Source organism: Mesorhizobium sp., assembly GCF_005063415.1.
In the GTDB taxonomy this organism is placed as follows: Bacteria; Pseudomonadota; Alphaproteobacteria; order Rhizobiales; family Rhizobiaceae; genus Mesorhizobium.
Genome location: NZ_SUEG01000008.1, coordinates 45448 through 71351, shown reverse-complemented (window position 1 = coordinate 71351; position 25904 = coordinate 45448). Strand labels below are relative to the sequence as shown.

Here is a 25904-nt window from a genome sequence, read left to right as displayed (position 1 = left end):
GTGCCTCGGCATCTTAGCTGTCCGTTCAACGAAAGTGCGACGACACTTCAACGTCAGCAACAGCGGATGTCAAGGCTAAATACATACATGCATATACAAGTTAGACCCCTCCTTCCAACTCTGATTCGCTTCACTGCGATCAGGTTTTTCTGGACGGAGAATACCGACTGCCAAGCGAGTAGCGGCTGCCAACGTAAGTCAGCTTGCTGATCGTGGCAACGACGGCGCCCGTCCATGTCCGGCGATGCAGAAACAGGCAGCAGCTGCCGACATCGATGCCCAGATACCGCGCCGTCTCGGCATCGGCAGGGGTCGCCGAGATGATGTGCTCGACCTCCGTCACCGGGGTTTTCTGCATGAGGTAGTCGTAGGTCGCTGTCCTGGAAAAGTCCTGCTTGTCATAGTCGGGTATCAGGCTCGGGTTGACGAAGCGCTCTTCCAGTTGCACAGGCAGGTCGTTCTCGAAGTTAACGACGATGGAATGATAGACCGACGCGCGTTTTGCGAACTCGAAAGAAAGCGCGAGCTCCTTTGTCGGCGTGATCTTTTCGAGGACGATAACCTCGGAACGATGCCTGTTTCCCCGCGCGACAATTTCCGCCGCGATGTTGTTGATCTCGATCAGTGCGGATTGCGGTCGAGGTGGCGCGATGAATGTGCCGACGCCCTGGAGCCGGATCAGAAAACCCGCAGAGGTCAACTCCCGCAAGGCACGATGGACCGTCATCCGAGACACGCCGAGTGTCGCCACGAATTCATTTTCGGACGGCAGCTTCCGGTCCTTGCTCCATCGCCCCGTTCCGATGTTCGTCAGGATGTAGTCCTTGACCTTCTCGTAAAGAGGGCTGGCGGTGTCGGGCAAAGTGATCATTTCAAAAATCCTTTCCGGCAAGGTTCGGAAATCACACGCGCCCGGCAGACCGCATCCGGATGATTGTTTTCAAGCCACCGCCCTGCCCCGCCAACAGCCGCTCATAGGCTGCGGGAACATCATCCAGGCCGATCTCGCGGTCGATCAGTTCGACCATGGGCTCGGTCAATTCGCCGAGCATCCGGATGGCATCGGGAAGCTCATCGGCGAAGGCGTGGCATCCCAGCAATGCGATTTCGCGTTCAACCAGGATGTTGGGATCGATATCGAGGCGCCCATGGAATATGCCGACCATCGCAACGGTGCCGCCGGCATCGAGAACGCCGAGCAACTGGCTGAGTGCTGCGATGCTGCCGGTCGCTTCGACGGCAGCGAGCAAGGGGGCATCCGCGATGGCGGCGGCAATGGCGTCCCGGTTCAAATCGACGATGCTGGCGCCGGTCACCCGCGCCACCCGGGCGCAGCGGCCCTGATTGCGATCGGCGACGAGCACGGTACCTGCGAATGTCCGGGAAAGCAGCAGTGCGGCAAGCCCGCCGATAGTCCCGCAGCCGACGACAAGAACGGAGCCCGCCGTTTTCGGCAGACGCCGCACTGCATGCAACGCTACAGCTAGCGGCTCGGCCATCGCCGCGACCCGTTCGTCCAGCACGGCATCGATGATGTGCAGGAGGCGCGCGGGCAGGACCGCCTGTTCGGCAAATCCGCCGTCGCATATCTCGCCGACGAAGCCCAGCGACGTGCAAAGATGCCGCCTGCCTGCATGGCATTGCGCGCATTTTCCGCACCAGAAACGGGAATCGGCGACCACTCGGTCGCCAACGGTGACGGTATCCACGCCCTCGCCGATGGCGATCACCGTGCCTGTCAGCTCATGGCCAGCCGTCGAAGGCGATCGGCTTATCCATTGGCCCGTGCGAAAGTTATGGAGATCGGAACCGCAAATGCCTGCGGCATCGACCCTCAGCTTCACCCAGCCTGGCTCGGGAGCGCCTGGCGCGGCGATATCCTCGACGCGCAAGTCGCCGGGTCCATGGAGTCGCGCCGCCCTCATCGTCATCGCTTCCGCTCAGCCGGCGAGATAGCGATCGCGGATCTCCGAAACCGCGTTCTCATGCGAACTGAACCCTTCGTAGCGGGCGAGCCTGCGGGCATGCAGGGCGAGTTCCGGATAGGCCGCCGACGTCACATAGCCGACCGACGATCTCTTGACGAAATCCGTCACGGAAAGCGGTCCAAAGGTTCGCGCCCACCGGCTGGTCGGCAGCACCGCATTGGGTCCGAGGACGAAGTTGGCGAGGGTCACCGGCGTATGCGGTCCCATGAGGATCTCGGCGGCTTCTGTGATACGTCCGAGATGCGCAAATGGCTCCGTTGACAGAATCTCGAGGTGCTCCGGCGCATAATCGTTGATGAAGCGGTAGCTGTCCTCCAGCGACTCGGTCAGCACGATGCCGCCGCGCTTTCCAGTCAGCACCGCGCGTGAGAACTCCACACGCTGTTCGCTCATCCGGGACCAGTGTTCCGGTATCGCAATCAATGCGGCTTCGGCGACCTTGCGGCTGTGCGTCACCAGATAGGCCGAGGAATCCGGCCCGTGCTCGGCCTCGATCAACAGGTCAAGAGCGGCCAGGCCGCCGTCGACGCTGTCATCGGCAAAGATAATCGCTTCGGACGGACCGGCCGGGAGACCTGTGTTGATGATCGGGGACAACACGCTCTTTGCCGCCACCACCCACGGGCTCCCCGGCCCGACGATCTTGACGGCAGGCTTCACAGTCTCGGTTCCATAGGCGACGGCGGCGACCGCATGGGCGCCGCCGCACTTATACACGGTCTCCACGCCGGCGAGGCGGGCAGCAACCAGCGTCGCGGCGTCGACGGAACCGTCCGAAGTCGCAGGCGTCACGATCGCGATCTGGGGAACCCCGGCAATCACCGCCGGAACCGACGTCATCATCGTCACCGAAGGGAACGCGCCTTTGCCGCGCGGAACATAAAGCGCGACCGAAGCGATCGGTGTGTATCGGTCGCCCGCATAGGCGCCCGGCCGAACTTCCTTGAGCCACATCGTTTCCGGGCGCTGCTCCTCGTGGAAATGCCGGATGTTCTCGATGCCGAACCGGATACTCTCCACGACATCCTTCTCGACCTTATCGAATGCCGCGTCGAACTCCGCTTCCGAAACTTTCAGTTCACCGTCGGCAACATCGGCTTTGTCGAGCTCGCGTGCAAACCGGAGCAAGGCCGCGTCACCTTCATCCTTGACGGACTGGATGATTGGACGGACCTTTTCGATGAAGGAAGACAGATCTCCTTCGGCGCGTTTCAGTAAACTGGCCCGCTGATCGACACTGAGGGATGACAGGCGGTGGAAGCTGACGTCAGACATGGCGGCTCCTTTTCTTAGGACGCAATTACGATTAGCGTTTGTCGATCACTTCTGGGACACGTCTCCAGCCCCTGAAGCCTTCAAATCGATGCGAGAAAGCCTCCATCCACGGGAATGGACTGGCCGGTTATGTAGGCTGCCGCATCCGAAGCGAGGAACACCGCGATTCCGTGCAGGTCCGAGAGAACACCAAAACGGCGCTGCGGAATCTTGGCGAGCATCGATTGCTGCCATGCCTCGTTGCTGTAGAACACGTCTGTCATCGCTGTCCTGAAATAGCCAGGCGCGATGGCGTTGACCCGGATCCCAAGATCGGCCCACTCCGCTGCAAGCGCCCGCGTCATGCCGAGGAGTCCTGATTTCGACGAGCCGTACGGCACCGCCGTGGGAATCCCGACCTCGGAGGTCAGCGAGCAGAGATTGATAATGACGCCGGGCCGTCCGGCGTCTCTCATCTGCCGCGCGGCGGCTTGGGCGCAGAAGAAGGCGCCTTTGAGATTCGTATCGACAATCCTGTCCCACAGCGCTTCATCGACGTCGAGCGAGGGCCGGACCTCTTCCACACCCGCATTGTTGACGAGAATATCGAGACCTCCGAGCAGGCTGCCGGCCTCGGCTGTCGCCGCCCGGCACCGGTCGACATCAGTGACGTCCAGGGCGATGGCGTGCGCGACCCCGCCGGCGGTGCGGATGGCGGCCATCGTCTTCTCGAGCGAGGCCACGCTGCGCGCCGTGACCGCGACGTCGGCGCCGGCCGCGCTGAGCGCCTCGGCGATGCTGCGCCCGATGCCACGGCTTGCGCCGGTTACAAGCGCCTTCCTGCCTGACAGATCGAAGAGAGATGCGTTGCGCATGTCATCCTCCTTGGTAATGTCGCGCCTGAACCGATTGCGTCGAGACTATCCGAATGCAGCTTATCTATACAAGCATGTACATCATGGCGGTAGTGCGCCATGCGGCCTTTGCTTGTCAGAGCGGCAGCGCAGTGGCCGACATCGGACCGGTCTACGCGGTTCGCCCCAGCCCATCTGGAGTTCATCGGGAGGATAGATGAAGCGCGCAGTAGACCACGACGCGATGAGCGTGGTTGGTTATACCACCCCCTGGAGTGCCAAAGCAGGCCAGCAGATCAACCTCAGCCTGTCTTGCGATCGGCCGATAAAGGCCACACGAATTTGCCGGCTTGACAAGCCGGCTCCGGAATTTCTCGCTTGGCCCTTCGAAACGATAGGTGAACCACAGCATCGGTATTTCGACCAGGGGTCGTTCCTGTTCGTGCGAGCCGGCGAGCTGGCCAAAGTACAAGCCGTCCACGGCATTCGTTTTGAGCTGTTCCTCACGCGCAACGAAGGTGCGCGTACGATCCTGGAAGCAGGCGTCCTCGGGCTGCGCCTCCGCGACGGCGCATTTGTCCTGGAAATCGGTGACGAAACCTTTGTCCAGAAGAAGGCGCCAACTGGTGTGTGGCTCACTGTCGAGTTGGATCTGCGGCAGGAGCAGCCGCGTCTGCGCATCAAATCGCATGATCATCTCGCGCCTTACGAACTCCATGAACGTTTTGGCAGCCCGGCGCGGAACCTCCAGGCGCACGGCATCCATTTCGGCGCAAGTGCTACCCACCACGAACCTACCCTCAACGCGAAATTTGCCGCGATCCGGCTCGAGACACCGCAGCGGACCGTTGCCTGGGATTTCCCGACGCTGTTACCAACGCAGCCGATCCTGTCGTCGGGCGGAGCAGATCCGCTGCTCCTCAATGCGATCAATCAGCCAGCCTTCTGCACGACTTCGGCACGCTGGGACGGATCGAGCTTCGAGCCTCGCTTCGTGCCGTCGCACTACGACGCTATCCATTGCCACGACGACGACATCGGCCCGCTTGAGTGGCCGGCATCGCACCGCTTGACGATCCCTGAAAACGTACGCCCAGGCGTCTACGCGTTCCAGATCGAATGGGATGGTGGCTACGAACGCGTAGTGTTCTTCGTCACCTCTTCACAGGTTTCGTCGCCGCTGTTGTATCTCGTGCCGACGGCCACCTATCTCGCCTATGCGGACGAATATCTCCCAGATCATCTTTATAATGGAAAAGCGACGACCGGGGACATCGCTTCGCGGTCGCCAACAATCTGAAATCTCTTTACGATTACCATTCCGACCTTAGCGGCGTTTCCATCTGCTCCTACAAAAAGCCGAAAGTGACGCTCAGGGACGATTACGATTATCCGCTCTGCGGCTGCCCACATAATTTGCCGGTCGATCTGCACTTCCTCCGATTCTGCCACGACAATGGAATCGTGTTTGACGTCATGACCGATCACGATTTGCACGAATGCGGCATAGACGGTTTGCGTCGACATCAAGCCGTCGTCACCGGCAGCCACCCCGAATATATGTCGATCGAGATGGAGCAGGCGCTGCGGCAGTTTGTGGCCGAAGGCGGCAGCATCGCCTATCTAGGCGGAAACGGCTTCGCTGCCACTGTGGCTTTCAAGGACGATCTGATGGAGCTGCGGCGTTCGCCGCTGGAGGCCGGCCGAACCTGGGACGGCCCGGTCGCCGAGCAGGCGCTGTCGATCACCAACGAACCAGGAGGCTATCTCCGCTCCCGCGGCCGCGGCGAATTCTCGCTGATCGGCGGCGCGATCTCACTGATGGGCTTCGAAGGCGCGCGCCCCTTCACGCGCACTGAGGAAAGCCATGAAGCAGGATGCGCATGGCTGTTCGAAGGCGTTGAAAATGCGACCTTCGGCACCGACGGCATCGTGCTGGGCGGTGCCGCAGGCTACGAAGTGGATGCGACGGATCCAGCCCTCGGCACTTCCGCTGACACCGTCGTGATCGCGCGTGCGACCGGATTTCCCGACAGCTTCTTCCAGGATTCGACGCGCTGGTATGAGGGCGGGGATACGCAACGCATCGCCCGCCGTTGCGCCGAAATGACCCTGCGAAAGCTCGCAGCAGGCGGCTTGATCTTTTCGGCAAGCTCGGTTGCCTGGTGCGGCGCGCTGCCAGCCGCGGGCGCCATGAACGATGCCGGCAGGATCACGCTCAATCTGCTCAACCGCCTCGGTGCAACGAAAGGAGAAGCCAATCCAGTCGAGAAAATCTAAAGACCCGTATCCGCTTTCGACCGGCGGCGCTATGCACGTCGAGTTCTGAGCCCCGGCTTCAACCGCGCAATGCAGCCGCGACAAGGCTCTGCATCGAGGTGGTCGGACGACCGATCAGCCGCCCCAGGGCGCCTCCGTCATCGAACAACGCTCCGCGTGCGGCTGCAGCGTCGGTATCGGCCAGAAGCGCAGCGAAGTCGGCCGGCAGCCCGGCCCCCGTCAACACATCCTGATAAGCGGCCTGGGAAAGATCGTCGTAGGCGATAGCCTTGCCCGACTGCCGCGAAAACTCCGCCGCAAGCTCGGCAAGCGTGAAGGCCTGGTCTGCGGCGAGCTCGTATATTTTCCTCGCCTGGCCGTCGGTCGTCAGCACCAGGGCTGCGGCCTCGGCATAGTCTCGCCGCGCCGCGGACGAGAAGCGCCCGTCTTTCGCGGCGCCGACGAAGGCGCCGTGCTCCAGAGCCGCCGGAAGCGCCAGCAGATGGTTCTCGGTGTACCAGCCATTGCGCAGGATGACGGCAGGAAGCCCCGAGGCCGCAATGACCTCCTCTGTCTGGCGATGCTCGATTGCGAGCGTTGCGGGAGACGTGTCGGCGTGCAGCATGCTGGTGTAAGCGATTAGCGAAACCCCGGCGCGTTTGGCTGCCTCGATCACCGCCTGATGCCGCGGCAGGCGGCCGCTGACCTCGGTGGACGAAATCAGCAGCAGTTTCTGGACGCCGGCGAAGGCCGGGGCGAGCGTGTCGGGACGGTTGTAGTCCGCCTCGCGTACAGTCACACCGCGCTCAGCCAGATCTCTGGCCTTTGCCGGATTGCGAACCGCCGCGACGATCCGGTCGGCGGGAATGGTCTTCAGCAGCGTCTCGATCACGAGGCGGCCAAGCTGTCCCGTTGCTCCAGTTATTGCGTACATCGTTCAGTCCAGTTCGTTGTTGCGTGGATCGGAGAGCCTTCGAATAGCGGCCATCGTTACCATTGGAAACCACGTATCTTGTGGTTACCACTATTTTCCGGTAACCAACTGGAAACTCCCCGAGAAGGGTGCACGATGGTTCTCAAGACGCGAAAAAAGGTGAAGGCTCTCGCCGGCTGCCCCATGTCGAGGTGCATGGCGCTGCTTGGCGGCTGCTGGACACCCGAGGTGCTCTGGTCCCTGAGCGAAGGCCCGCGTCGGTTCTCGGAACTCCGCCGCGATATCCCAGCCGTTTCGGCGAAGGTACTGACCAGCAGACTGCGGGACCTCGAGGAGCGCGGCGTCCTCTATCGCAACGTGATGCCGACATCGCCGCCGACCGTGGAGTATGAGCTGACGTCGCTGGGGCAGGAACTGCTTCCCGCTATCAGGTCTATTGTGGACGTCGGGTCGCGCCTGCTGCTCCGTGATTCTTCGGCTGAATGATCGTGAGCACATCGTTTGGCGGCCGGACTGCATTCGGGCTGTCCCCCGAACAGGGATGACGCTTGATGTGCCCGTTGATCTGGTGGTGGAGCAGTTCCGCCCGCCGGCAGGTCAGCGTCGAAATGGGTGCCAGCTTCAGCCTCGGGTCATTGTTGGCCTGAACGCCCCTTGAGACCGGCCCGACGCAGCAGTTGGGAGATCGTAGAGTGTGGCGAGGTTACTTCGCCGAAGCGGGAGATCAGGAGTTGCTCCGCTCAAGCAAAGACTGGTCGAGGTGTGTTTACGGCAATCCGGCGCGCCGGAGCGATCGCCGAGGATGAACAAGGCAGCCCCCATAAACTCGGACCTGCGCTCACTGACAGGCATCGACAGGACTGACGCAAATAGCGGGCGGGCATTTAAAGGGTGGTAATGCGCAGTGACTTGGGTCCTCCAGGAGACTAAGCTAGCATGCTTCTGCCAGCATGAAGAAAAAACCGCCGCATGCCCCGTTTTCTCGCCGTCTACACCATGAAGCCCGAAGACCTCGCCCGCTTTCGTAGCCTGCCTAAGCCCGAGCAAGATGCGATTGATGCCGTCGGCCTACAGCAGTGGGCGGACTGGGAGGAGAGAAATGCCGCATTTTTCCCCGATCGCGGCGGCATGGTCGGTAAGGCGAGGCGCGTTACCAGGGACGGCATCGCCGACGCCGTGAACCCTTTCTGCGGCTATATTGTCGTCGAGGCCGATACCATCGATGCCGCCGCCCGCCTGTTCGAGAACCACCCGCATTTCACGGTCTTCCCAGGAGACGGCGTGGACATCATGCCCTTCCTCACCGACCCTGCTCCGACTTGAACATCCGCTAATCGCTTGCGATTTACCAGAAGGGGCGGCCGGCAACGCAGCCCACTCGGCCTCCCCTTGCACGCCGCCAACCCGTCTGTTAAATACTGAACCATATGGTTCAGTATTTAATGCCCCACCTCGATGCCTCGTTCGCCGCGCTCTCGGACGCCACCCGGCGCGGCGTTTTGGAGCAACTCGGACGAGCAGACGCCTCGATCACGGACCTTGCCGAAAAGTTCCACATGACCCTCACGGGCATGAAGAAGCACGTCGGCGTCTTGGAGAAGGCGGGGCTCGTCACCACGGAGAAGGTTGGGCGCGTGCGGACCTGCAAGCTTGGCCTACGCGCACTGGAGGAAGAGGCGGCATGGATCGAGAGGCACCGCCAGCTCTGGGACGCACGCTTCAACGAGTTGGACAAGGTTGTCGAGGAATTGAAACGGAAGGAGAAAGTCGATGGACGAAACAAGAGCTAGTGAGCCCACCCCCATGCAGAACCGCACGATGGTGGAACGGAAGTCCGACCGGGAGCTGGTCGTTACGCGAACCTTTGACGCGCCGGCGCGCACCGTGTTCGAGGCTTGGACCAAGCCCGAGCTGTTCATGCGGTGGTGGGCACCGGAGTCGATGGGCATGTTCCTGCGTTCCTGCGAGATGGATGTTCGTGTCGGGGGCAGATACCGTTTGGTGTTCGGCCACGATGCCTCAAACCCTGACGAGTTCTTCGGTAGGTATATCGAAGTGACACCGCACTCGCGCCTCGTCTGGACCAATGACGAGGGTGGTGACGGTGGACCCATCACCACGGTGACCTTCGAGGAAAAAGGTGGCAAGACGCTGCTGGTCATGCACGAGCTCTATCCCTCAAAGGAAGCTCTCGACGCTGCCGGCACCGGGGCGGCGGATGCGATGGGCGAGACGTTCGAGCAACTGGACGAGCTTCTCGTCACGCTAGGCGCGAGCGTGCGACGGTGATGAAGTCGTCGATCTCCCGGTCGGCCGCCTGGATCTTCAACTAGGCGGAAGAGAACCCCGACGAGATCGTCGCCGCCCTCTGTGAACCTACGAGGCCAATCATCAAACTCATTGAGGTTTCGCCAACTATCGGGACCAATCGAGCGATTTTCGCACCTCGCGACGTTCGGCGACGCGCTCAGGTCGTCTCAAAAAGTACCGTCACCGCCCCAGCTAAGGCATTAGCCAGAGGCCAAAGCGATCGACAAGCAACCGGTGTTGCACACACCCTGCTGCAGGCGGTGTGTTGTGACCGCTGGCATCCACTCGATTCCTGCCGAAATTCCGGCTAGCTTGGGCGATAGATGGCTCAGTTCTGGTCGGTGAATCATAATCAGACCGCCCGTCAAGAGATTGATGGGCAGCACCTTTGGTCCCCCAAGACCGAGACCAATGGCGCGCGAAATGAGTTCTACAACAACATGCGCCGTGCGACGCCCGGCGACCCTGTCCTTTCGTATACCGATCAAGCAATTGACTATATGCGCAGGATAGCGGAATTCGCTTTCACCGCTCCGAAACCAATCGAGTTCGGAGAGACCGGAGCTTATTGGAATCAAGAGGGATGACTTCTGCCGATCTTTTGGACACCGCTTTCCCCGTCCACCCATCCCAAAACAACAACAGGGAGTCTCGGCCCGCTCCCGCCGAGGCGATATTCGCCAATCCATCTAGTTTCGGACTCAGGCAATCAGAAAGTTATCTGACAGGCATTCCACAGAAGTAATACAAATTGAAAATCGCGGCCTCATGTTTCAAAACCAGGATGGTTTCGAAGCCGTCGGGTCGCTCACGGTCCTCAAAGCGAGAATTCTAAGAGACGTTCAACAATGACCCAGCACGCAGAAAACGCTCGAATTCTCATGTACAGCCACGACACGTTCGGGCTCGGCCATTTGCAGCGGTGCCGGACTATCGCGCATTCGCTGGTCGAGGATTTCCGCGGACTTCAGGTGCTTATCATTTCGGGTGCGACTATCGCTGGCGCCTTCGACTACCGCGCCCGTGTCGACTTCGTGAAGATCCCCAGCGTCATCAAGCTGCGCAACGGCGAATACACCTCGCTGGAAAAGGACATCGATCTGCATGAGACGCTAAGGATGCGCCAGTCGATCATCCGCCATACAGCTGAGACCTTCCGGCCGGATATCTTCATCGTCGACAAGGAACCGCTCGGCCTGCGCGGTGAGATTGAGGACACGCTGTCCTACCTCAAGACGCGGGGCACCACGCTGGTGCTTGGCCTGCGCGAGGTGATGGATGCGCCGCATCTGCTCGAAGCAGAGTGGGCACGCAGAGACGTGATGCGCAAGATAGGCGTCTTCTACGACAAGGTCTGGGCCTATGGTCCGCCGGATTTCTACGATCCGTTGACCGGCCTGGATGTACCCCCGGCTGTCAGGGCAAAGATGAGGTTCGTCGGTTTCCTGCAACGGAGCCTGCAGCGGAACGAGTTGCCCGGCCACCGGCCCGAGGGCGACTATATCCTCGTTACCACCGGTGGCGGCGGTGACGGCGCCGATCTGATCCACGACGTCATCGATGCCTATCAGCAGGATCCGCAATTGCAGCATAGAGCCCTGATCGTGCTTGGGCCTTACATGCCGGCGCGCAAGCGCAACAAGCTGCTCAGGAAGGGGTCCAAGATCCCCTACATCAAGATCATCGAGTTCGACAACCGCATGGAAGACCTGATTGCGGGCGCCAAGGCGGTAGTGGCGATGGGCGGCTACAACACCTATTGCGAGATACTGTCTTTCGACAAGCCGGCGCTGATCGTGCCGCGCGTCGAGCCCCGCCGGGAACAACTGATCCGCGCACGGCGGGCAGCCGAACTCGGCCTCATCGAGATGCTTTTGCCGGAAGAAGCCGAGGATTCCCGGCGGTTTGCTGATGCACTGAAGGTGCTGCCGGACCGGCCCCGCCCGTCGCAGAGCAATCCGCATCTGACGCTGGAGGGGCTGCCTCATATTTCCGAAATCGTCGCGGAACTGCTCGACCGGCGGGCCGGCCATCACCTTTCGGTCATTGAAGGAATGACCTGAGTTGCAACATCGCAAGATCGTCGTGGTTCTGAAGGGCTATCCGCGGCTGTCCGAAACCTTCATCGCGCAGGAACTGCTCGGTCTTGAGCGTGCGGGGTTCGACCTGATACTCGTCGCGCTCAGGCGGCCGACCGACGAAAAACGCCACCCCGTGCATGACGAGATCAAAGCGCCCGTCCATTATCTGCCGGAATATCTGCATCAAGAGCCGCTGCGCGTGCTTCGCTCGCTGTTTGCCTATCTGCTGCGGCCGTGCTTCTGGCGCGCGCTCGGATCGCTGGCTGCCGATATGCCCCGCGACTTTACGCGCAATCGCGCGCGCCGCTTCGGGCAAGCGCTCGTGCTGGCGGCCGAATGGCCGGAAGACGCAGGCTGGCTGCATGCACATTTCGCGCACACACCGGCATCGGTGACGCGCTATGCCAGCCAGCTTCGTGGCCTGCCCTGGAGCTGCTCGGCCCATGCCAAGGACATCTGGACTTCAGCGGACTGGGATCTGGCTGGGAAGCTTTCCTCGGCCCGCTGGACGGTCACTTGCACGAAAACCGGCTTCGACCGTCTGAAAAAACTCGCTAACGGCAACTCGTCTGTGCATCTGAGCTATCATGGCCTCGACCTTGATCGCTTCGGCAGTTTCGGCGAGGCGCGAAAACAGCATGACGGCTCGGCGCCGGACGAACCCGTTATCGTTCTGAGCGTCGGGCGCGCCGTTGAAAAGAAAGGTTACGATACGTTGCTGGAGGCCCTTGCCCTGTTGCCTGGTGATTTGGCGTGGCGTTTCGAGCACATCGGCGGCGGCGAGGAACTGGAACGGCTCAAGGCGCTGGCGCAAAAGCTCGGCCTGGATCGTCGCGTCTCTTGGAAAGGCGCGCTGGCGCAGGAGGAGGTGCTTGAGCACTACCGGTGTGCCGACATCTTCGCCCTTGCCTGCAGGATCACCGCAAATGGTGACCGGGACGGTCTGCCGAACGTTCTGGTGGAAGCGGCTAGCCAGCGGCTTGCCTGCGTGTCGACCGATATTTCCGGCGTGCCGGAGCTTTTATCGCCGGATGAAACCGGGCTGCTGGTTCCGACGGAAAACCCGATTGCCCTGGCACAGGCGCTGGAGCGCCTGATCCGTGATCCCGTGCTCCGCGACCGCCTCGGCGACGCCGCGGAGCGGCGCGTGCGCGGCAATTTCGATCATATGGCAAGCATTGGACAGCTCAAGGAGCTGTTCGAGCGGGAGTGGCGGGCCGCCGAATGAAGCGGCTGCGCGCTTTCTTCTATGTCCAGCACCTGCTCGGTATCGGCCATCTCGCGCGCGCCAGCCGCATTGCGGCGGCTCTGGTCGATGACGGGTTTGACGTAACCGTCGTGACCGGCGGAGCGCCGATCGCGGGGTTTCCGGGACCGGGTGTAAAATCTGTAACCCTGCCACCTGTCACCTCCGGTGATGAAGGATTTTCCGGACTTGTCGACCTGCAAGGCAAACCCATCGACGATGATTTCAAGAAATGGCGTTCAGAGATGCTGCTGCAGGCATTCCGGGATTGCAGGCCTGATATCGTCATTGTCGAGGCGTTTCCATTTGGACGCCGGCAGATGCGTTTCGAACTCTTGCCGCTGATCGAGGCCATCGACGCGACGTCGCCCAGACCGCTGCTGGCGACGTCCGTCCGTGATATCCTTCAGGAGCGCGTCAAGCCGGGCCGAAACGAGGAAACGGTCGATCTCATCAACAGGCATTTCGACCTCGTTTTGGTCCACGGCGATCCGGCTTTCGCAACCATCGACAAGACATTTCCACTGGCTGGGGCGATCAGGGCCGAGGTCACCTACACAGGGCTCGTTGCCGCGCCGCCCTCGCCCGCGGCCTCCGAGCGCTTCGACGTTCTGGTGTCGGTTGGCGGCGGGGCTGCCGGAAAGAGCCTTGTCAGCTCCACCATCGCAGCGGCGCAGAATGCCAACAACGCTTGGAAATGGTGTTTGATCACCGGCCCAAACCTGCCGAAAGACGAGTTTGACATCGCGCGCGATGCGACGCCGGGCCTGTCCATCTTCCGGTTCCGCGAGGATTTCGCCAGCCTGCTGACCGGCGCCCGCCTGTCAGTCTCGCAGGCGGGTTACAACACGGTCTGCGATGTCCTGCGCGCGGGTTGTCGCTCCCTGCTCGTTCCATTCGCAGCCGGCGGGGAAACCGAACAGACGGTTCGCGCCCTGATGCTCGAAGAACTCGGTCTTGCAACGGTGCTGATGGAAAAGGACCTAACACCTGAAGGTTTGGCGCAAGCGATCGAACAGGCGCTTGGGGGGCCGACGCCATCCGCGCATCATCTCGATCTGGAAGGCGCACGTCGCTCGGCGCAAATCCTGCGCGAGCGGTATCGAACATGGTCCCTAAATGTGGGGCCCGGTTTCGGAAAGGTTCATGATCAAACAGACGATAGATCCTAGAGCGGTTCATCGGTTCACGGAAACGCCGAACCGCTCTATCTCTTTGTTTTGACGCAATTCCCAAGGGAAAGCGCTACGCGCTTTTTCCCGGGAAAACCGTTTCACACTTTTCCTGGAATTGCTCTAACGCGCGTCGCGTCTGGTGCGATTCGTGCGACGCGCTTCAAGTCCTGTTTTTATGCATGTCGTTGTCCCAAAACCGCTACGCACTTTTGGGCGAAATGCATTAAACAGTTCCAATCAGCATGAAGCGCGTATAATTTTTTGTCGGCAGTTCGCCGGAGAAGCGCACCTCCCGTAGCGCCGCCATTGCTTCGAAGGCTGCAAGTGAAGCCACGCAGTTGATGTGCGTCGGCTCGCTGAAATAATCGTTCGATTGCAGCAGTACATTCGTGCCCCGCGGAAGCAGAGCAAGCCAGGCGCGCAGATCGGCTATGTGTTCGCAGCTCGTATTGACCATCAGGTCGGGCCGCCCGGCCGCATAGTCGAGTTCGTACATATCTGCCGTCAGCGCCCGGAACCGGTCGCCGGCTTCCCGGTTGAGGGTCCGGGCGACCGGCGCGACTTCGGGATCGATGTCGATGCTATCGACCGCCGCGATGTCGAAGCGGGCATCGTTGAAAAGCATTGCAGGCAATACGCCGTACCATCCACCCAGAACCCATATGTGCTCGAACCGGCCGCCGCAGCTTTCGAACAGCCTGTCGAGCGCCCACATCTTGCAGGCGACCTGCTTGTGGTTGAAGGCGTTGGCGATATCGGCCTTCGGATGCTTGGCGACGACGCGCGCCAGGCCTGCCACGAGAGGGCAGTCGACATAAGCAGCAATTCCCCGCGTGAGGTCCAAGGCTTGCTCGTGCCAGTCCATGGCATTGCGTGGTTGCGTGACATCCATCATAATTCGTCTTGTATGTTGGGATTTTGGGCGACACAACGCAATCTTGCCTCCCGCAAGACTGTTTGATTCCGCGGACGTGATCATGCTGCAAGCCGCTTGGCTATTGCCCGGTGCCGGAGAGTGCCTGTTGCATCTGTCCGGATCATCGGCGTCCATCCGCCGGCACCAGCCGCGCAGCTGCGGCCTCGTGCTGTTCGGCTGTTCGCCAAAGCCCTACGGAAGCCGCGAACCGTTTGGCCAGCTGCTTTCTTCGCCGATCAACAATGCCCATGTCGTTGTCATCTACCATCCGCCGGAACCGGATCGCGCCGCCTCGCAGGTTCCCTGCATCGTTGAGCGCAGTACAAAGTCCGTGCACAGCAGCTTCGAGCTTGCCGTTGGCGACGAAGAAATTGCCGATACGCCATTCGCCAGCAGGTGCTTTTACATCCTGCATCCTTCCAACTGAAGGGTCCACAGTCGCATATGGAAGCCAGCCTAGCCCGCTATATCTGGACGCACACCAAGAAGCAGCAGCTCTGGATATTGATGATCGTCGTGCTTTCGATGATCCCGTATTTCATGTCCTTCGACCTGCCGAAGCTGATCGTCAACGGACCGATCCAAGGTCGCGGCTTCGAGCAACCGGGCGCGACCCAGCCATTCATGAGGCTACACTATAACCTGCCGTTCATTGGAGAGGTCCAGTTCTTCTCCGGTTTTCAGCTCGACCGCAAAGAGACCCTGTTTGCCCTGAGCCTTGTGTTCCTCTTGCTAGTCGTCATCAACGGCCTGTTCAAATTCTACATCAACACCTACAAGGGCCGCCTCGGCGAACGCATGCTGCGGCGTATCCGCTTCGATCTGGTCGACCGTGTGCTGCGTTTTCCGCCGGTTTACTTCAAGCGGGTCAAATCCGCCGAAGTGGCGACTATGGTGAAGGACGAGGTGGAGCCGCTGGGCGGCTTCATCGGCGACGCCTTCCTGCAGCCGGTGCTGCTCGGCGGCCAGGCGCTGACGGCCATGCTGTTCATCATGATCCAGAACGTCTGGCTCGGAATGATAGCGGTCGTGATCGTGGCGATCCAGATCGTGCTCATCCCGCGAATGCGGCGGCGGCTGATCGTGCTCGGGCGCCAACGGCAGTTGACGGCGCGCGCGCTTTCGGGCCGGGTTGGCGAAATCGTCGACGGCATCGGCGCGGTTCACGTCCACGATACATCAAACTACGAGCGCGCCGACATAGCTGCCCGGCTCGGGCTCATCTTCAAGATCCGCTTCGATCTTTACCAATGGAAGTTCATGGTGAAGTTCCTCAATAATTTTCTCGCGCAGCTCACGCCCTTTCTGTTCTACATGATCGGCGGGTATCTGGTTATCCTGGGGCGGCTGGACGTCGGCCAGCTCGTGGCCGTGATCGGCGCCTACAAGGACCTGCCCGGACCGATGAAGGAACTGATCGACTGGGATCAGGATCGGCAGGATGTCCAGGTCAAATATCAACAGGTCGTTGAACAGTTCACCGTCGAAGGTCTCATCGCGCCGAAAATCGGGGCATTGACGATCGACGATCCCGATCCGATGACCAAGCCGCTCTCGGCGATCAATCTGTCCATAGCAGACGATGGCGGTGCAATGCTTCTCAACCGCATCTCCCTCCAGGTCAAGCCGGGTGAGACGGTGGCGCTGGTCAGTACCGCAACAGGTGGAGCGGAGGCGCTTGCAGAAGCCTTCGCGCGGCTGAACTGGCCGGACAGCGGAAGGGTCGCTTCGGGCACCGACGACCTGCTTGAACTCCCCGAAGCAGTAACCGGACGGCGCATGTCGTATGCCTCGTCGGATGTTTTCCTGTTCCAGGCAAGCCTCCGCGACAACCTGCTCTACGGGTTGAAGCATGCGCCGCTGACATCGGTGCCTTATGACGGTGCTGCGGCAGAACAGCACCGCTGGAACATCCACGAGGCGCGCCGGTCGGGCAATCCGGATCTTGATATCCACAGCGACTGGATCAACTATGCTTCGGCTGGCGCTACCGGCCCGCACGACCTCTTTGAAGCCGTGCGTCGGGTGCTCGACGCGGTTGTTCTGTCGCGCGACATTCTGGATCTTGGCTTGCGCTCTTCGGCCGACCTCACGCGTCACACGGAACTTGCCAGGCGGATCGTCGAGCTGCGTGCGGCGCTGCGGACCCGGCTGGAACAAGAAGGGCTGAGCGGACTGGTGGTTCCTTTCGAACCGGGCGCGTACAATAAGGAAGCAACGATCGGCCAAAACCTGCTCTTCGGCGCTGCCGCCGGCCCCGAACTGGCCGACAGGGCCCTGGCGGCCAATCCCTATTTTGCTTCCGTGCTGAGGCAAGCCGGCCTCGACCGCACGCTCTACGAAATGGGCTTGGAGATCGCCAAACAGGCGATCGAGCTGTTTGCCGACCTGCCGCCCGATCACCAGTTCTTCCAGCAGCTTGCCTTCATGAGCGCGGAGGAGATACCCGCCTACGAAACCTTGCTGCAACGGCTCAAGAACCGTCCCTACGAGGCGGTTCCGGAGCACGATCGCGCCATGATCGTCACCTTGAGCTTTGCCTATATCGAGCCCCGGCACCGCTTCGGCCTGCTGAGCGACGAGCTGATGAGCAAGATCGTCGCTGCACGCAACCGGTTCTATGAAGACCTGCCGCCCGAGCTGCACAATGCGGTCGAACGGTATGATCCTGCCAAATACATTGCCGCGGCCACCGTCATGGATAATGTCCTGTTCGGGCGTGTGGGCAACAATCATCCCGACGCGCCGGACCGCATACGCTCCATCGTCTATGACATTCTTGACGAACTGGGGCTTTATGGCGAACTTCTGGATGTCGGCCTGGACTTCAACGTCGGCTCCGGCGGCAGGCGGCTCACCGGTGGACAGCGACAGAAGCTCGATGTTGCCCGTGCCTTGCTCAAGCGTCCCGATTTTCTCATTCTCAACCGGCCGCTGTCGGCGCTCGACCAGCGCATGCAGGATAAGGTGCTGCGAAATGTGCTCGAGGAAGCCAGGCGCGACGGCCATTCGCCGGCAATTGTGTGGGTCGTGACGAATCCGGCAATGGCGATGATGTTCGATCGGGTTATCGTCTTCGACTCGGGTCAATTGGCGGAAGACGGATCACACGAGACACTTTTGGCAGGGAACGGTATCTTCAAGGAACTGTTGTCATAGAGCAACGGACATGCAGATGGGATCATTCTGCCGGTGCACGACATCGGGCTCGCGGCCTTTCGCGTGGTTTGTCTCGCCATCCCGGAAAGAGAATTGATTCCATCTGGGCGTCCGTTGCTCTAGTCTGGCAAACGCGAATTTTGGAAGGTTTGCGACAATGCTGCTCAAGGATGAAGTTGGAATGCTGCAACGCGTTCCCTTGTTCTCTGCCATCGAGCCGACAAAGCTCAAGCTGCTTGCGTTCACATCCGATCGTGTGAGCTACAGCGCCGGCCAGATCCTTTTCCGGCAGGGCGACGAGGGAGACGCCGCCTATGTCATCCTTTCAGGCAGGGCGGATATTCTTGTCGATTCCGACAGCGGACCGATAAAAGTTGCCGAACTGGAGCCAAATTCGATCGTTGGCGAGATCGCCATATTGTGCAACAGCTCCCGCACTGCCACCGTCAGAGCGGCAAGTCCGCTGGAAGCCCTGAGAATCCGCAAGGATCATTTCCTGAGGCTTATGAGGGAGTTCCCGGAAATGACCATCGAGATATTGCGGGTTCTTGCCGATCGCCTAAGCCATACGACCGCGGATCTGATCGACGCACGAAGCGCCAAATGACGCCTCGCCGTCGTGACGGCACTGTCCTCTCGCTGAGAAGATCACCCGGACAAAGCCTGTCTCGCCTAGCAGCAGTTGTTTGGATATGATGGGCGAAGGGGTAGCATGGACGACAACGTTTTCCTGGTCAGGTTTTGGGGTGTCCGCGGCAGCATTTCGGTATCAGGGCCAGAATTCTCTCGCTATGGCGGCAACTCAATCTGCGTCGAGATGCGATGCGGTAAGCATACGCTTCTGTTCGACGCAGGCTCTGGCCTACGGCCTGCCGGCGCGGCGCTTCAGGCGTTGGGCGTGACCGATTTCGACCTGCTTTTCACCCATTGCCATTACGATCACATCATCGGGCTGCCGTCTTTTGCGCCGATCTATGACCGGAGCGCCAAGGTTACGCTTTGGTCCGGGCATCTTGCAGGACACATGACGACCCGGCAGATGGTCGATGAGTTCATGCGGCCGCCGTGGTTTCCGGTGAAACTGGAGGCCTGCAAGGCAAGCCTCGACTATCGCGATTTCGTATCCGGAGACGTGCTTCGCCCGCGCGAAGGGGTGGTGGTCCGAACGGGCAGTCTTATCCATCCGGGCGGCTGCATAGGCTACCGGGTCGAATGGGGCGGCCGCGTCGTGGCGGTGATCACAGACACTGAGCACGAGCCGGACAAACTCGATCAGGCGGTGCTCGGCCTGATCGAAGATGCCGACCTCGTCATTTACGATTGCACCTACACCGAGGAGGAAATGGAACGCCGCCGCGGTTACGGGCACTCGACGTGGCAACAGGGCGTCAAGCTCTGTGAGGCGGCGGGTGCGCGCGGGCTTGCCCTGTTTCACCACGATCCGACACGCACCGACAAGGAACTGGACAAGATCGAGAAACTGGCCAAGGACAGGTTTACCGGCGCTTTTGCCGCGCGGGATGGCCAGACGCTCAAACTTCCAGTCTCATTGCGCAAAAAGCGCTGAGCTATTTTCCTCTATCTCTTTGTTGACGCAATTTCGGACGGAAAACCGTTCACACTTTTCCTGGAATTGCTCTGCCGGCGCTGCGCCCGATCAATGTCCTGATCGGAAGCCATGCGCAGGCTTCAGTCTGTGCGGTGACGGTGAACAGCCGTTCGAGGAAAAGCCAGGCCGATTCATCATGTACGAGATGGTGGGTGAGCAGGCCGACCGGTTCGCCGCCATCGAATGCATGCTGCAATTGCGCGATGATAGCCTGAACCAATAGGCCGTGATCGCAGCAGCCGCGCGTACCATGCCAATCCATGATGTCGACATTGCTGTTGATGACCGCCAGCGAAGCCGGCCTCGGCGGCCCATAGACCGACAATGCCGAAAATCCTATCGATCCAAGGTCGGATACCAAGCCGGCGTCGATCCTGTTCCAGGGTGGCACCAGCATCGGAACGGCACGTGCGCCATGCAGGCCGGTTACGTGCGACAGCCCGCGAGCCAGATCATCGAGCACCGCCTCGCGTGGCCGATGCGCGCCGAGCTCCTGCTTCTTCTGGCCCTCGGGCGCATGATTTCGGTGCGCCCAGCCATGGATGGCGACCGTGGCATGCGGCGCCTCGTCAAGCCGAACGGCAAGCTTCTCGTCAGTCAAGGCGGGAATGACGGCCAGGGTCACCGGAACCGCGAATTCACCGGTGAGGTCGAGCAGCCGATCAAGCGCAGGCGTCGGATCCACGGCGTCGTCGTCGCGCAGCCAGAACTCTGCCTTACGGTTTGCCCGTTGCCGGCTCGCCAGTTCCTCCACCAAGGGTTGCCAGATCTGATCTGATGTCATGAGACCGGGATCGTCGCAAGAAGTTCGGCCAGACGCGCCGCCGCAGCACCGAGAGAACGTTCTTCGAGGATGAAACGTCTGGCTTCTGCGGCCATGATGGATCTTTCGTCGTTACGAGCCAGAAGCCTTTCAATGGCAGAAGCGAATGCCGCCACATCGCCCGGCGGGGTGAGAAACCCGGCCTGGCCATTCCGCACGACCTCCGGCACGCCGGCGATGTCCTGAGCCACAACCGGAAGGCCGGCGGCCTGTGCTTCAAGATAGGCAACGCCATAGGCCTCGCCGAAACCCGGCCAGACGTAAATTCCCCCACTGTAAAGGACATCCGGCACGGCGGCTGGCTCAATCGCGCCAAGCCATTCGATACGGTCGGCGGGCAAGCCGGCGAATTGCGCTTTGACCTCTTCGCGCGCAGGTCCGTCCCCGACGACTGACATGGTCCAGGGCACATGACCGATCGAACCGAGCGCTTGCGCCAGCATGCGATAGCTTTCGACTTTGTCGCCCGGGCGCATCATGGCGACCGTAACGAGGCGCGTCGGACAACCCCGTGCCGGCGTTTCCCGGAATCCCGATGTGTCGATGAAAGGCGAAAGCATGCCGAAAGCGGCGTCGGGTATCGCATCTGCCAGTCCCTGACGATCCCTTTGCGTGAAGCAGATGTTCAGCGCCGCCTGTTCGACGGCTCGCGCCACCAACGCTTGCGTATCGGCCCACAAGCCGGTGTTGCGCCGCCTCGAATAGGAGGCTTCCGCCGTCACATAGGGGACGCCAAAGGCCAACGCCAGTTCGGGCCCGATCAGGTCGGGCGCCTTGTAATAGGGATGATAGGTGAACCACAGGTCGGGCTTGCCGTCACGATCCCAAAGCCCTGCCAGCCGCGCGGCGTCCTCCCGGGCGTCGATCTTGAGCGCATCGAACTTGAGCGCATCGAAACTTTTCGAATCCGGTTCACGTAGATAGAAGCGCAATTCGGATGCCAGTTCGACGCTATGCCCTCCATGCTCCAGCGCCTTGACCAGCATCCGTGCCATCTGGCGGTCGCCCGAGGCAACGGGATGATTGGGCGACTTCAGCGGCGCGTAGAAAGCAATTCGCATCGCCGGACCCTATCATCGGAAAGCCTGCGCAAGTCAATTTCGAAGCATGATCGACTTCACCCTCAAGCACTGGAATGTGCTATCTGATGCTCATGGAAACAGCTGCCACGTCCGACCCGTTTGTCGCTTCTTTGCCGGTCTTCGCAAAGTTCGAAAGCGTTGCCGATATCGATAACTATCGGCCTCTCCCCGATAGCTGGGCGCTGGCCACCGCCGACATCGTCGGCTCGACCAAGGCGATCGAGGCGGGGCGCTATAAAACCGTCAATATGGCCGGCGCCAGCGTCATTTCGGCGCTGCTCAATGCGCTGGGTAGGCAAGATCTTCCCTTTGTCTTCGGCGGCGACGGCGCGCTCGTGGCGTTTCCCGCCTCGGCGCTGGAGATCACCCGCAACGCGCTGGCGGCTGTCCAAAGATGGGTGGCGGACGAACTGGACCTGACCTTGCGTGCCGCAATCGTGCCGATAAAGGATATAAGAGCGCAAGGCCTCGACGTTCGCGTGGCGAGGTTCCAGGCCTCCGATGCGGTCTTCTATGCCATGTTCGCCGGAGGTGGCGGCAGTTGGGCGGAAGCCGAGATGAAAGCGGGGCGCTACCGCATCGATCCTGCGCCGGCCGGCGCGCGGCCGGACCTGACCGGCCTCTCGTGCCGCTGGAACCCGATCGAAGCCCGGCATGGCGAAATCGTCTCGATCATAGCCATCCCGGGGGCGTCGCGCGACTTGCGCGATTTTCAGTTTCTGGTTTCCGACATCATCGCGCTTGCCGGCAGGCAGGAACGCGATGGCCACCCGGTGCCGGTGAACGGGCCGGACTACAGTGTGCTGCCCGCCGGCCTCGATATCGAGGCGCGGGCCATGGCGCCGGCAGGACGGCGGTGGCTGTCGAAGCTGTGGATAGTGTTCCTGATGACGCTTACGGCTGTTACTGATAGATATGGCTGGACGATCGGCAGATTCGATCCGAAGATCTACAAACGCGAAGTGGCCAGCAATTCGGATTTCCGGAAGTTCGACGATGGCTTGAAGATGACCATCGACGTTGACGCGGATGTGTTGCAACGGATCGAGAACCGGCTGAAACAGGCGGAAGAGGCGGGCATCTGCAACTATGGCCTGCACCGCCAGAAATCGGCCTTGATGACATGTCTCGTCGCATCGCCGCTGCAGCGCGATCATGTTCATTTCATCGATGGCGCCGCCGGCGGCTATGCGATGGCTGCCGCAAGCCTGAAGGCGAAGGTGCCGGTCTGACGGCTTGCGGACGTCGATTTTCCGCAATATGCCTCGGGGCTCTTGGGACCGGTGAGCCTCACCATGGAAGCGGACGGCCTGTCCGAACTAACGGAAAGCAGATTTTTGGACGCCTCACGATCGATATATGACCGTCTTCTGAACCGGATTTCGACGCGCGCCGCGCAAGTCGGCGTGATCGGACTGGGCTATGTCGGGTTGCCGCTGGCGGTTGCGATCGCACGCGCCGGCTTCCCGGTTTCCGGTTTCGATATCGAAGGCCAGAAGGTCGAGAGCCTGAACAACGGCCAATCCTACATCGAGGCGGTGACGTCGACAGCCCTTGCCGGCCAGGTGGCGAGCGGACGGTTCCGCGCCACTGCGGATTTTGCCGAACTGGCCGTCTGCGATGTCATCATCATATGCGTTCCGACACCACTGACGAAACACCGCGAGCCGGATCTCTCCTTTGTCAGGAACACGGCAGGCACCATCGCGAAGCATCTGCGTCTCGGTCAGCTGATCGTGCTGGAATCGACCACCTATCCCGGCACCACCGACGACGTGATCAAGCCCATCCTGGAAAAAACCGGCTTGCAGTCGAGGATAGACTTCTTCCTGGGCTTCTCGCCCGAACGCGAGGATCCCGGCAACCGCAGCTTTGAAGTCGCGACGATCCCCAAGGTCGTGGCCGGTGACGGCATTGAAGCGGCGACGCTCGTGCAGGCTTTCTACCACGGCGTGGTCAAGACCGTCGTTCCGGTTTCCACCACGGCGACCGCCGAGGCGGTCAAGCTGACGGAAAACATCTTCCGCTCGGTCAACATAGCCCTCGTCAACGAGTTGAAGGTCGTGCTCGGTGCGATGGGAATCGACATCTGGGAGGTGATCGAGGCGGCAAAGACCAAGCCCTTCGGCTACATGCCTTTCTATCCTGGCCCTGGACTTGGCGGGCACTGCGTTCCGATCGATCCCTTCTACCTGACGTGGAAGGCGCGCGAATACGAACTGCCGACCCGCTTCATCGAGCTGGCGGCAGAGATCAACACGGCTATGCCGCGTCATGTGGTCGATGAACTGGCGAAGGCGCTGGACCGGCGCTGCGGCAAGGCGCTCAGCCGCTCGCGCATTCTCATCATCGGGCTCGCCTATAAGAAGAATGTGCCCGACATCCGCGAAAGCCCCTCATTGCGGCTCATTGAACTCATCGAGGAATGGGGCGGCAAGGCGGAATTCCACGATCCGCATGTTACCGAAATCCCGGCCACACGGGAGCACATGGCGATCAAGGGGCGTCGCTCGGTCGAATTGACCGAGGTGGCCTTGAAGGATTTCGACGCTGTCGTCGTTGCAACCGACCACGACGCGATCGACTATCAGGCGATCGCGGATCACGCTCGACTGATCGTCGATACACGCAATGTTTTTGGCCGCCTCGGGCTAGCCCGAGAGACGGTGGTGAAGGCCTGACGGCGTCCGAGCCGGCGAATTTGTGGCGGATCAAGGAGATTTCGAGATAGCATGAGCACAGCGCAAGCAGAAATTTCTGCCATTCTCATGGATAAGGTTGCCGATTGGCTGACCCAATCGGCGTTGGCGGGCGACGACCTGGAAACATTGGTAAGGGGCTTTTGTGAACGGCTGGCTGCTGCCGGCCTGCCGCTGAAGCGGGTGCATTTGAGCTTTTCGATGCTTCATCCGCTTTATGACGCGCTCGGCTTCACCTGGCTGCGCGGCCAGGGCCTGGAAGTGGAGGGCTTCCGCAAGGAGAACGGCGTTCATTCTGACAGATTCCTGACCAGCCCATACTACCATCTGCTCAGCCACAAGCTCGACCATCTGCGGCGCCGGCTCGACCCGTCGGTGCCGTCGGAATTTCCTATTTTCGACGACCTCAAGCTTATGGGCGTCACCGATTACATGGCTTTCGTCCATCCCTTCAGCGGCAACACCAGTCAGGGCATGATCGGGTCTTGGTCCACCGACAGTGCTGCAGGCTTCAGCGACAGCATGATTTCGGCGCTGCTGCGCCTCCAGAACCATCTCGCTATCGCAACCAAGATGGCGGTGCTCACCAAGCTTGCCGACAACATGATGACCACTTATCTCGGCGGCGACGCCGGCAGGCGCGTGCTCGACGGCCAGATCAAGCGCGGCGAGGGTGATACAATCCGGGCGGCACTGGTCATGGGCGACATGCGCGGGTCGTCAAGACTTGCCGAAACCTCCGGCCGCGAAGTCTATATCGATACGCTGAACCAGTTTTTCGACGCCGCTGCTGCACCTTTCAATCGCAAGGGCGGGCAAATCATGAGTTTCATAGGTGATGGCTTCATTGCCGTCTACCCTTGCGCAAGGCACCGTTCGCAGTCCGAGATCGCCTGCCAGGCTGCTCTTGCAGCAGCGCACAAGGCCACCGCGCGCATGATGGATCTCAATCTGCGCAGAAAGCAGCAGGGATTGAGCGACATAAACTATGGTATCGGCCTGCATGTCGGCAATGTGATGTTCGGCAATGTCGGGCTTACCGACCGGCTCACATTCTCTGTCTTCGGCTCGGCTGTAAACGAGGTCCAGCGCCTCCAGACCCTGACCAAGAAATATCCCCACAGTGTTCTCGCCAGCAAAGACTTCGCCAGCTACTGCGGCGCCAACAACTGGCTGGCGCTCGGCATGGAGGAACTGGCGGGCATCAAGCAAAAGCTGACGGTGCTTTCACCCGATTTGTCGGGTGCTCTCGCACTCGATGAAGACGGTGCGCTGGAGCCGATTTACGACCGAATATCGGACGCCGAGCAGGTCATGCTGCTTCATCGCAATGCCGCGCGGGTCTCCGCGGGCGACCCGAGGAAGCTCCAGTAACCGCCACGATCTGATCCGAACGCGTTTGGTATGCAGTCCGGTCGCCGGTTCCGCCAGGGAACTGACGAGTGTTCGAATCCAAGTTGCTCTAGGCTGGCAATGCGTTAGTCTCGCCTTCTGGGCTTGCCGACCGGCAGGCCG

Annotated in this window: 25 protein-coding genes; 16 read left to right on the top strand and 9 right to left on the bottom strand. The window is 60.8% G+C overall.

Annotated elements, in window-relative coordinates; translation table 11 throughout:
• Positions 1-139 precede the first annotated feature (139 nt).
• The 4 genes from hutC to E5W70_RS04415 all read right to left on the bottom strand — a co-directional run bounded on the left by hutC (position 140) and on the right by E5W70_RS04415 (position 4117).
• Complete coding sequence (gene hutC, locus E5W70_RS04430; protein WP_292654389.1) at positions 140-871, bottom strand: histidine utilization repressor; 732 nt, start codon at positions 869-871, stop codon at positions 140-142.
• Between the two features lie 31 nt (positions 872-902).
• A complete protein-coding gene (locus E5W70_RS04425; RefSeq protein ID WP_292654451.1) occupies positions 903-1925 on the bottom strand; it encodes a zinc-binding dehydrogenase in 1023 nt (340 codons plus the stop codon).
• Between the two features lie 15 nt (positions 1926-1940).
• Positions 1941-3263 (bottom strand): histidinol dehydrogenase, encoded by a 1323-nt coding sequence (gene hisD / locus E5W70_RS04420; RefSeq protein ID WP_292654386.1) that lies wholly within the window; start codon positions 3261-3263, stop codon positions 1941-1943.
• Between the two features lie 80 nt (positions 3264-3343).
• The gene (locus E5W70_RS04415) at positions 3344-4117 is read right to left on the bottom strand and encodes a 3-oxoacyl-ACP reductase family protein (RefSeq protein ID WP_292654383.1); all 774 of its coding nucleotides are present in this window, start codon (positions 4115-4117) and stop codon (positions 3344-3346) included.
• 196 nt (positions 4118-4313) lie between these two features.
• On the opposite strand from E5W70_RS04415, the gene E5W70_RS04410 reads away from it, so the two are divergent.
• On the top strand, positions 4314-5396 hold the full coding sequence (locus tag E5W70_RS04410; RefSeq protein WP_292654380.1) for a N,N-dimethylformamidase beta subunit family domain-containing protein: 1083 nt from the start codon (positions 4314-4316) through the stop codon (positions 5394-5396).
• 65 nt (positions 5397-5461) lie between these two features.
• Complete coding sequence (locus E5W70_RS04405) at positions 5462-6376, top strand: N,N-dimethylformamidase beta subunit family domain-containing protein (protein WP_292654376.1); 915 nt, start codon at positions 5462-5464, stop codon at positions 6374-6376.
• A gap of 58 nt (positions 6377-6434) precedes the next feature.
• Here E5W70_RS04405 and E5W70_RS04400 read toward each other — a convergent pair whose 3' ends face one another.
• Complete coding sequence (locus tag E5W70_RS04400; RefSeq protein WP_292654375.1) at positions 6435-7289, bottom strand: SDR family oxidoreductase; 855 nt, start codon at positions 7287-7289, stop codon at positions 6435-6437.
• Between the two features lie 135 nt (positions 7290-7424).
• Between E5W70_RS04400 and E5W70_RS04395 the strand changes: the two genes are divergently transcribed.
• The 8 genes from E5W70_RS04395 (at position 7425) to E5W70_RS04360 (ending at position 14098) form a co-directional block, all read left to right on the top strand.
• The gene (locus E5W70_RS04395) at positions 7425-7775 is read left to right on the top strand and encodes a helix-turn-helix domain-containing protein (RefSeq protein WP_292654372.1); all 351 of its coding nucleotides are present in this window, start codon (positions 7425-7427) and stop codon (positions 7773-7775) included.
• A gap of 483 nt (positions 7776-8258) precedes the next feature.
• The gene (locus E5W70_RS04390; protein ID WP_292654369.1) at positions 8259-8612 is read left to right on the top strand and encodes a hypothetical protein; all 354 of its coding nucleotides are present in this window, start codon (positions 8259-8261) and stop codon (positions 8610-8612) included.
• Positions 8613-8716: 104 nt separating this feature from the next.
• A complete protein-coding gene (locus tag E5W70_RS04385) occupies positions 8717-9079 on the top strand; it encodes a metalloregulator ArsR/SmtB family transcription factor (protein WP_023716541.1) in 363 nt (120 codons plus the stop codon).
• A complete protein-coding gene (locus E5W70_RS04380; RefSeq protein ID WP_292654362.1) occupies positions 9060-9578 on the top strand; it encodes an SRPBCC domain-containing protein in 519 nt (172 codons plus the stop codon). The genes E5W70_RS04385 and E5W70_RS04380 overlap by 20 nt, the downstream gene beginning before the upstream one ends.
• Positions 9579-9922: 344 nt before the next feature.
• Positions 9923-10186 (top strand): hypothetical protein, encoded by a 264-nt coding sequence (locus E5W70_RS04375; protein WP_292654359.1) that lies wholly within the window; start codon positions 9923-9925, stop codon positions 10184-10186.
• A 261-nt stretch (positions 10187-10447) separates the two neighbouring features.
• Positions 10448-11662 carry a glycosyltransferase family protein gene (locus E5W70_RS04370; protein ID WP_292654357.1) on the top strand — a complete coding sequence of 405 codons (1215 nt, stop codon included), beginning with the start codon at positions 10448-10450 and terminating at the stop codon, positions 11660-11662.
• Between the two features lies 1 nt (position 11663).
• A complete protein-coding gene (locus tag E5W70_RS04365) occupies positions 11664-12908 on the top strand; it encodes a glycosyltransferase (protein ID WP_292654354.1) in 1245 nt (414 codons plus the stop codon).
• On the top strand, positions 12905-14098 hold the full coding sequence (locus E5W70_RS04360; protein ID WP_292654351.1) for a glycosyltransferase family protein: 1194 nt from the start codon (positions 12905-12907) through the stop codon (positions 14096-14098). The genes E5W70_RS04365 and E5W70_RS04360 overlap by 4 nt, the downstream gene beginning before the upstream one ends.
• A gap of 226 nt (positions 14099-14324) precedes the next feature.
• On the opposite strand, the gene E5W70_RS04355 is transcribed toward E5W70_RS04360, so the two are convergent.
• Both E5W70_RS04355 and E5W70_RS04350 read right to left on the bottom strand, forming a co-directional pair.
• The gene (locus E5W70_RS04355; protein ID WP_292654449.1) at positions 14325-14993 is read right to left on the bottom strand and encodes a class I SAM-dependent methyltransferase; all 669 of its coding nucleotides are present in this window, start codon (positions 14991-14993) and stop codon (positions 14325-14327) included.
• 145 nt (positions 14994-15138) lie between these two features.
• Entirely contained in the window at positions 15139-15432 is a 294-nt protein-coding gene (locus E5W70_RS04350; protein ID WP_292654348.1) for a hypothetical protein, read from the bottom strand.
• Positions 15433-15461: 29 nt separating this feature from the next.
• Here E5W70_RS04350 and E5W70_RS04345 point away from each other — a divergent pair, with 29 nt between their 5' ends.
• The 3 genes from E5W70_RS04345 to E5W70_RS04335 all read left to right on the top strand — a co-directional run bounded on the left by E5W70_RS04345 (position 15462) and on the right by E5W70_RS04335 (position 19743).
• Entirely contained in the window at positions 15462-18176 is a 2715-nt protein-coding gene (locus tag E5W70_RS04345) for an ABC transporter ATP-binding protein (RefSeq protein WP_292654346.1), read from the top strand.
• Positions 18177-18333: 157 nt separating this feature from the next.
• Positions 18334-18783, top strand: a complete 450-nt coding sequence (locus E5W70_RS04340; RefSeq protein WP_023675957.1) for a cyclic nucleotide-binding domain-containing protein — start codon at positions 18334-18336, stop codon at positions 18781-18783.
• 105 nt (positions 18784-18888) lie between these two features.
• A complete protein-coding gene (locus tag E5W70_RS04335) occupies positions 18889-19743 on the top strand; it encodes an MBL fold metallo-hydrolase (protein WP_292654343.1) in 855 nt (284 codons plus the stop codon).
• 49 nt (positions 19744-19792) lie between these two features.
• Here the strand turns inward: E5W70_RS04335 and E5W70_RS04330 are convergent, their stop codons facing one another.
• Complete coding sequence (locus E5W70_RS04330; protein ID WP_292654341.1) at positions 19793-20569, bottom strand: polysaccharide deacetylase family protein; 777 nt, start codon at positions 20567-20569, stop codon at positions 19793-19795.
• Positions 20566-21669: a glycosyltransferase family 4 protein gene (locus E5W70_RS04325; RefSeq protein ID WP_292654337.1), complete on the bottom strand. Its 1104-nt coding sequence runs from the start codon at positions 21667-21669 to the stop codon at positions 20566-20568. Before E5W70_RS04325 ends, E5W70_RS04330 begins: the two co-directional genes overlap by 4 nt.
• Positions 21670-21743: 74 nt before the next feature.
• Here E5W70_RS04325 and E5W70_RS04320 point away from each other — a divergent pair, with 74 nt between their 5' ends.
• The 3 genes from E5W70_RS04320 to E5W70_RS04310 all read left to right on the top strand — a co-directional run bounded on the left by E5W70_RS04320 (position 21744) and on the right by E5W70_RS04310 (position 25763).
• Positions 21744-22922: a DUF3095 domain-containing protein gene (locus E5W70_RS04320; protein WP_292654335.1), complete on the top strand. Its 1179-nt coding sequence runs from the start codon at positions 21744-21746 to the stop codon at positions 22920-22922.
• A 105-nt stretch (positions 22923-23027) separates the two neighbouring features.
• Complete coding sequence (locus tag E5W70_RS04315) at positions 23028-24371, top strand: nucleotide sugar dehydrogenase (RefSeq protein ID WP_292654332.1); 1344 nt, start codon at positions 23028-23030, stop codon at positions 24369-24371.
• A gap of 51 nt (positions 24372-24422) precedes the next feature.
• Positions 24423-25763 (top strand): adenylate/guanylate cyclase domain-containing protein, encoded by a 1341-nt coding sequence (locus E5W70_RS04310; RefSeq protein WP_292654330.1) that lies wholly within the window; start codon positions 24423-24425, stop codon positions 25761-25763.
• The last annotated feature ends 141 nt before the right edge of the window (positions 25764-25904 follow it).

Coding starts and splice junctions, on each gene's coding strand:
- hutC (WP_292654389.1), bottom strand. CDS start 871: ATGATCACTTTGCCCGACACCGCCAGCCCTCTTTACGAGAAGGTCAAG.
- E5W70_RS04360 (WP_292654351.1), top strand. CDS start 12,905: ATGAAGCGGCTGCGCGCTTTCTTCTATGTCCAGCACCTGCTCGGTATC.
- E5W70_RS04410 (WP_292654380.1), top strand. CDS start 4,314: ATGAAGCGCGCAGTAGACCACGACGCGATGAGCGTGGTTGGTTATACC.
- E5W70_RS04345 (WP_292654346.1), top strand. CDS start 15,462: ATGGAAGCCAGCCTAGCCCGCTATATCTGGACGCACACCAAGAAGCAG.
- E5W70_RS04320 (WP_292654335.1), top strand. CDS start 21,744: ATGTGCTATCTGATGCTCATGGAAACAGCTGCCACGTCCGACCCGTTT.
- E5W70_RS04370 (WP_292654357.1), top strand. CDS start 10,448: ATGACCCAGCACGCAGAAAACGCTCGAATTCTCATGTACAGCCACGAC.
- hisD (WP_292654386.1), bottom strand. CDS start 3,263: ATGTCTGACGTCAGCTTCCACCGCCTGTCATCCCTCAGTGTCGATCAG.
- E5W70_RS04335 (WP_292654343.1), top strand. CDS start 18,889: ATGGACGACAACGTTTTCCTGGTCAGGTTTTGGGGTGTCCGCGGCAGC.
- E5W70_RS04380 (WP_292654362.1), top strand. CDS start 9,060: ATGGACGAAACAAGAGCTAGTGAGCCCACCCCCATGCAGAACCGCACG.
- E5W70_RS04340 (WP_023675957.1), top strand. CDS start 18,334: ATGCTGCTCAAGGATGAAGTTGGAATGCTGCAACGCGTTCCCTTGTTC.
- E5W70_RS04375 (WP_292654359.1), top strand. CDS start 9,923: ATGGCTCAGTTCTGGTCGGTGAATCATAATCAGACCGCCCGTCAAGAG.
- E5W70_RS04400 (WP_292654375.1), bottom strand. CDS start 7,289: ATGTACGCAATAACTGGAGCAACGGGACAGCTTGGCCGCCTCGTGATC.
- E5W70_RS04385 (WP_023716541.1), top strand. CDS start 8,717: ATGGTTCAGTATTTAATGCCCCACCTCGATGCCTCGTTCGCCGCGCTC.
- E5W70_RS04355 (WP_292654449.1), bottom strand. CDS start 14,993: ATGGATGTCACGCAACCACGCAATGCCATGGACTGGCACGAGCAAGCC.
- E5W70_RS04325 (WP_292654337.1), bottom strand. CDS start 21,669: ATGCGAATTGCTTTCTACGCGCCGCTGAAGTCGCCCAATCATCCCGTT.
- E5W70_RS04395 (WP_292654372.1), top strand. CDS start 7,425: ATGGTTCTCAAGACGCGAAAAAAGGTGAAGGCTCTCGCCGGCTGCCCC.
- E5W70_RS04310 (WP_292654330.1), top strand. CDS start 24,423: ATGAGCACAGCGCAAGCAGAAATTTCTGCCATTCTCATGGATAAGGTT.
- E5W70_RS04425 (WP_292654451.1), bottom strand. CDS start 1,925: ATGAGGGCGGCGCGACTCCATGGACCCGGCGACTTGCGCGTCGAGGAT.
- E5W70_RS04390 (WP_292654369.1), top strand. CDS start 8,259: ATGCCCCGTTTTCTCGCCGTCTACACCATGAAGCCCGAAGACCTCGCC.
- E5W70_RS04350 (WP_292654348.1), bottom strand. CDS start 15,432: ATGCAGGATGTAAAAGCACCTGCTGGCGAATGGCGTATCGGCAATTTC.
- E5W70_RS04330 (WP_292654341.1), bottom strand. CDS start 20,569: ATGACATCAGATCAGATCTGGCAACCCTTGGTGGAGGAACTGGCGAGC.
- E5W70_RS04415 (WP_292654383.1), bottom strand. CDS start 4,117: ATGCGCAACGCATCTCTCTTCGATCTGTCAGGCAGGAAGGCGCTTGTA.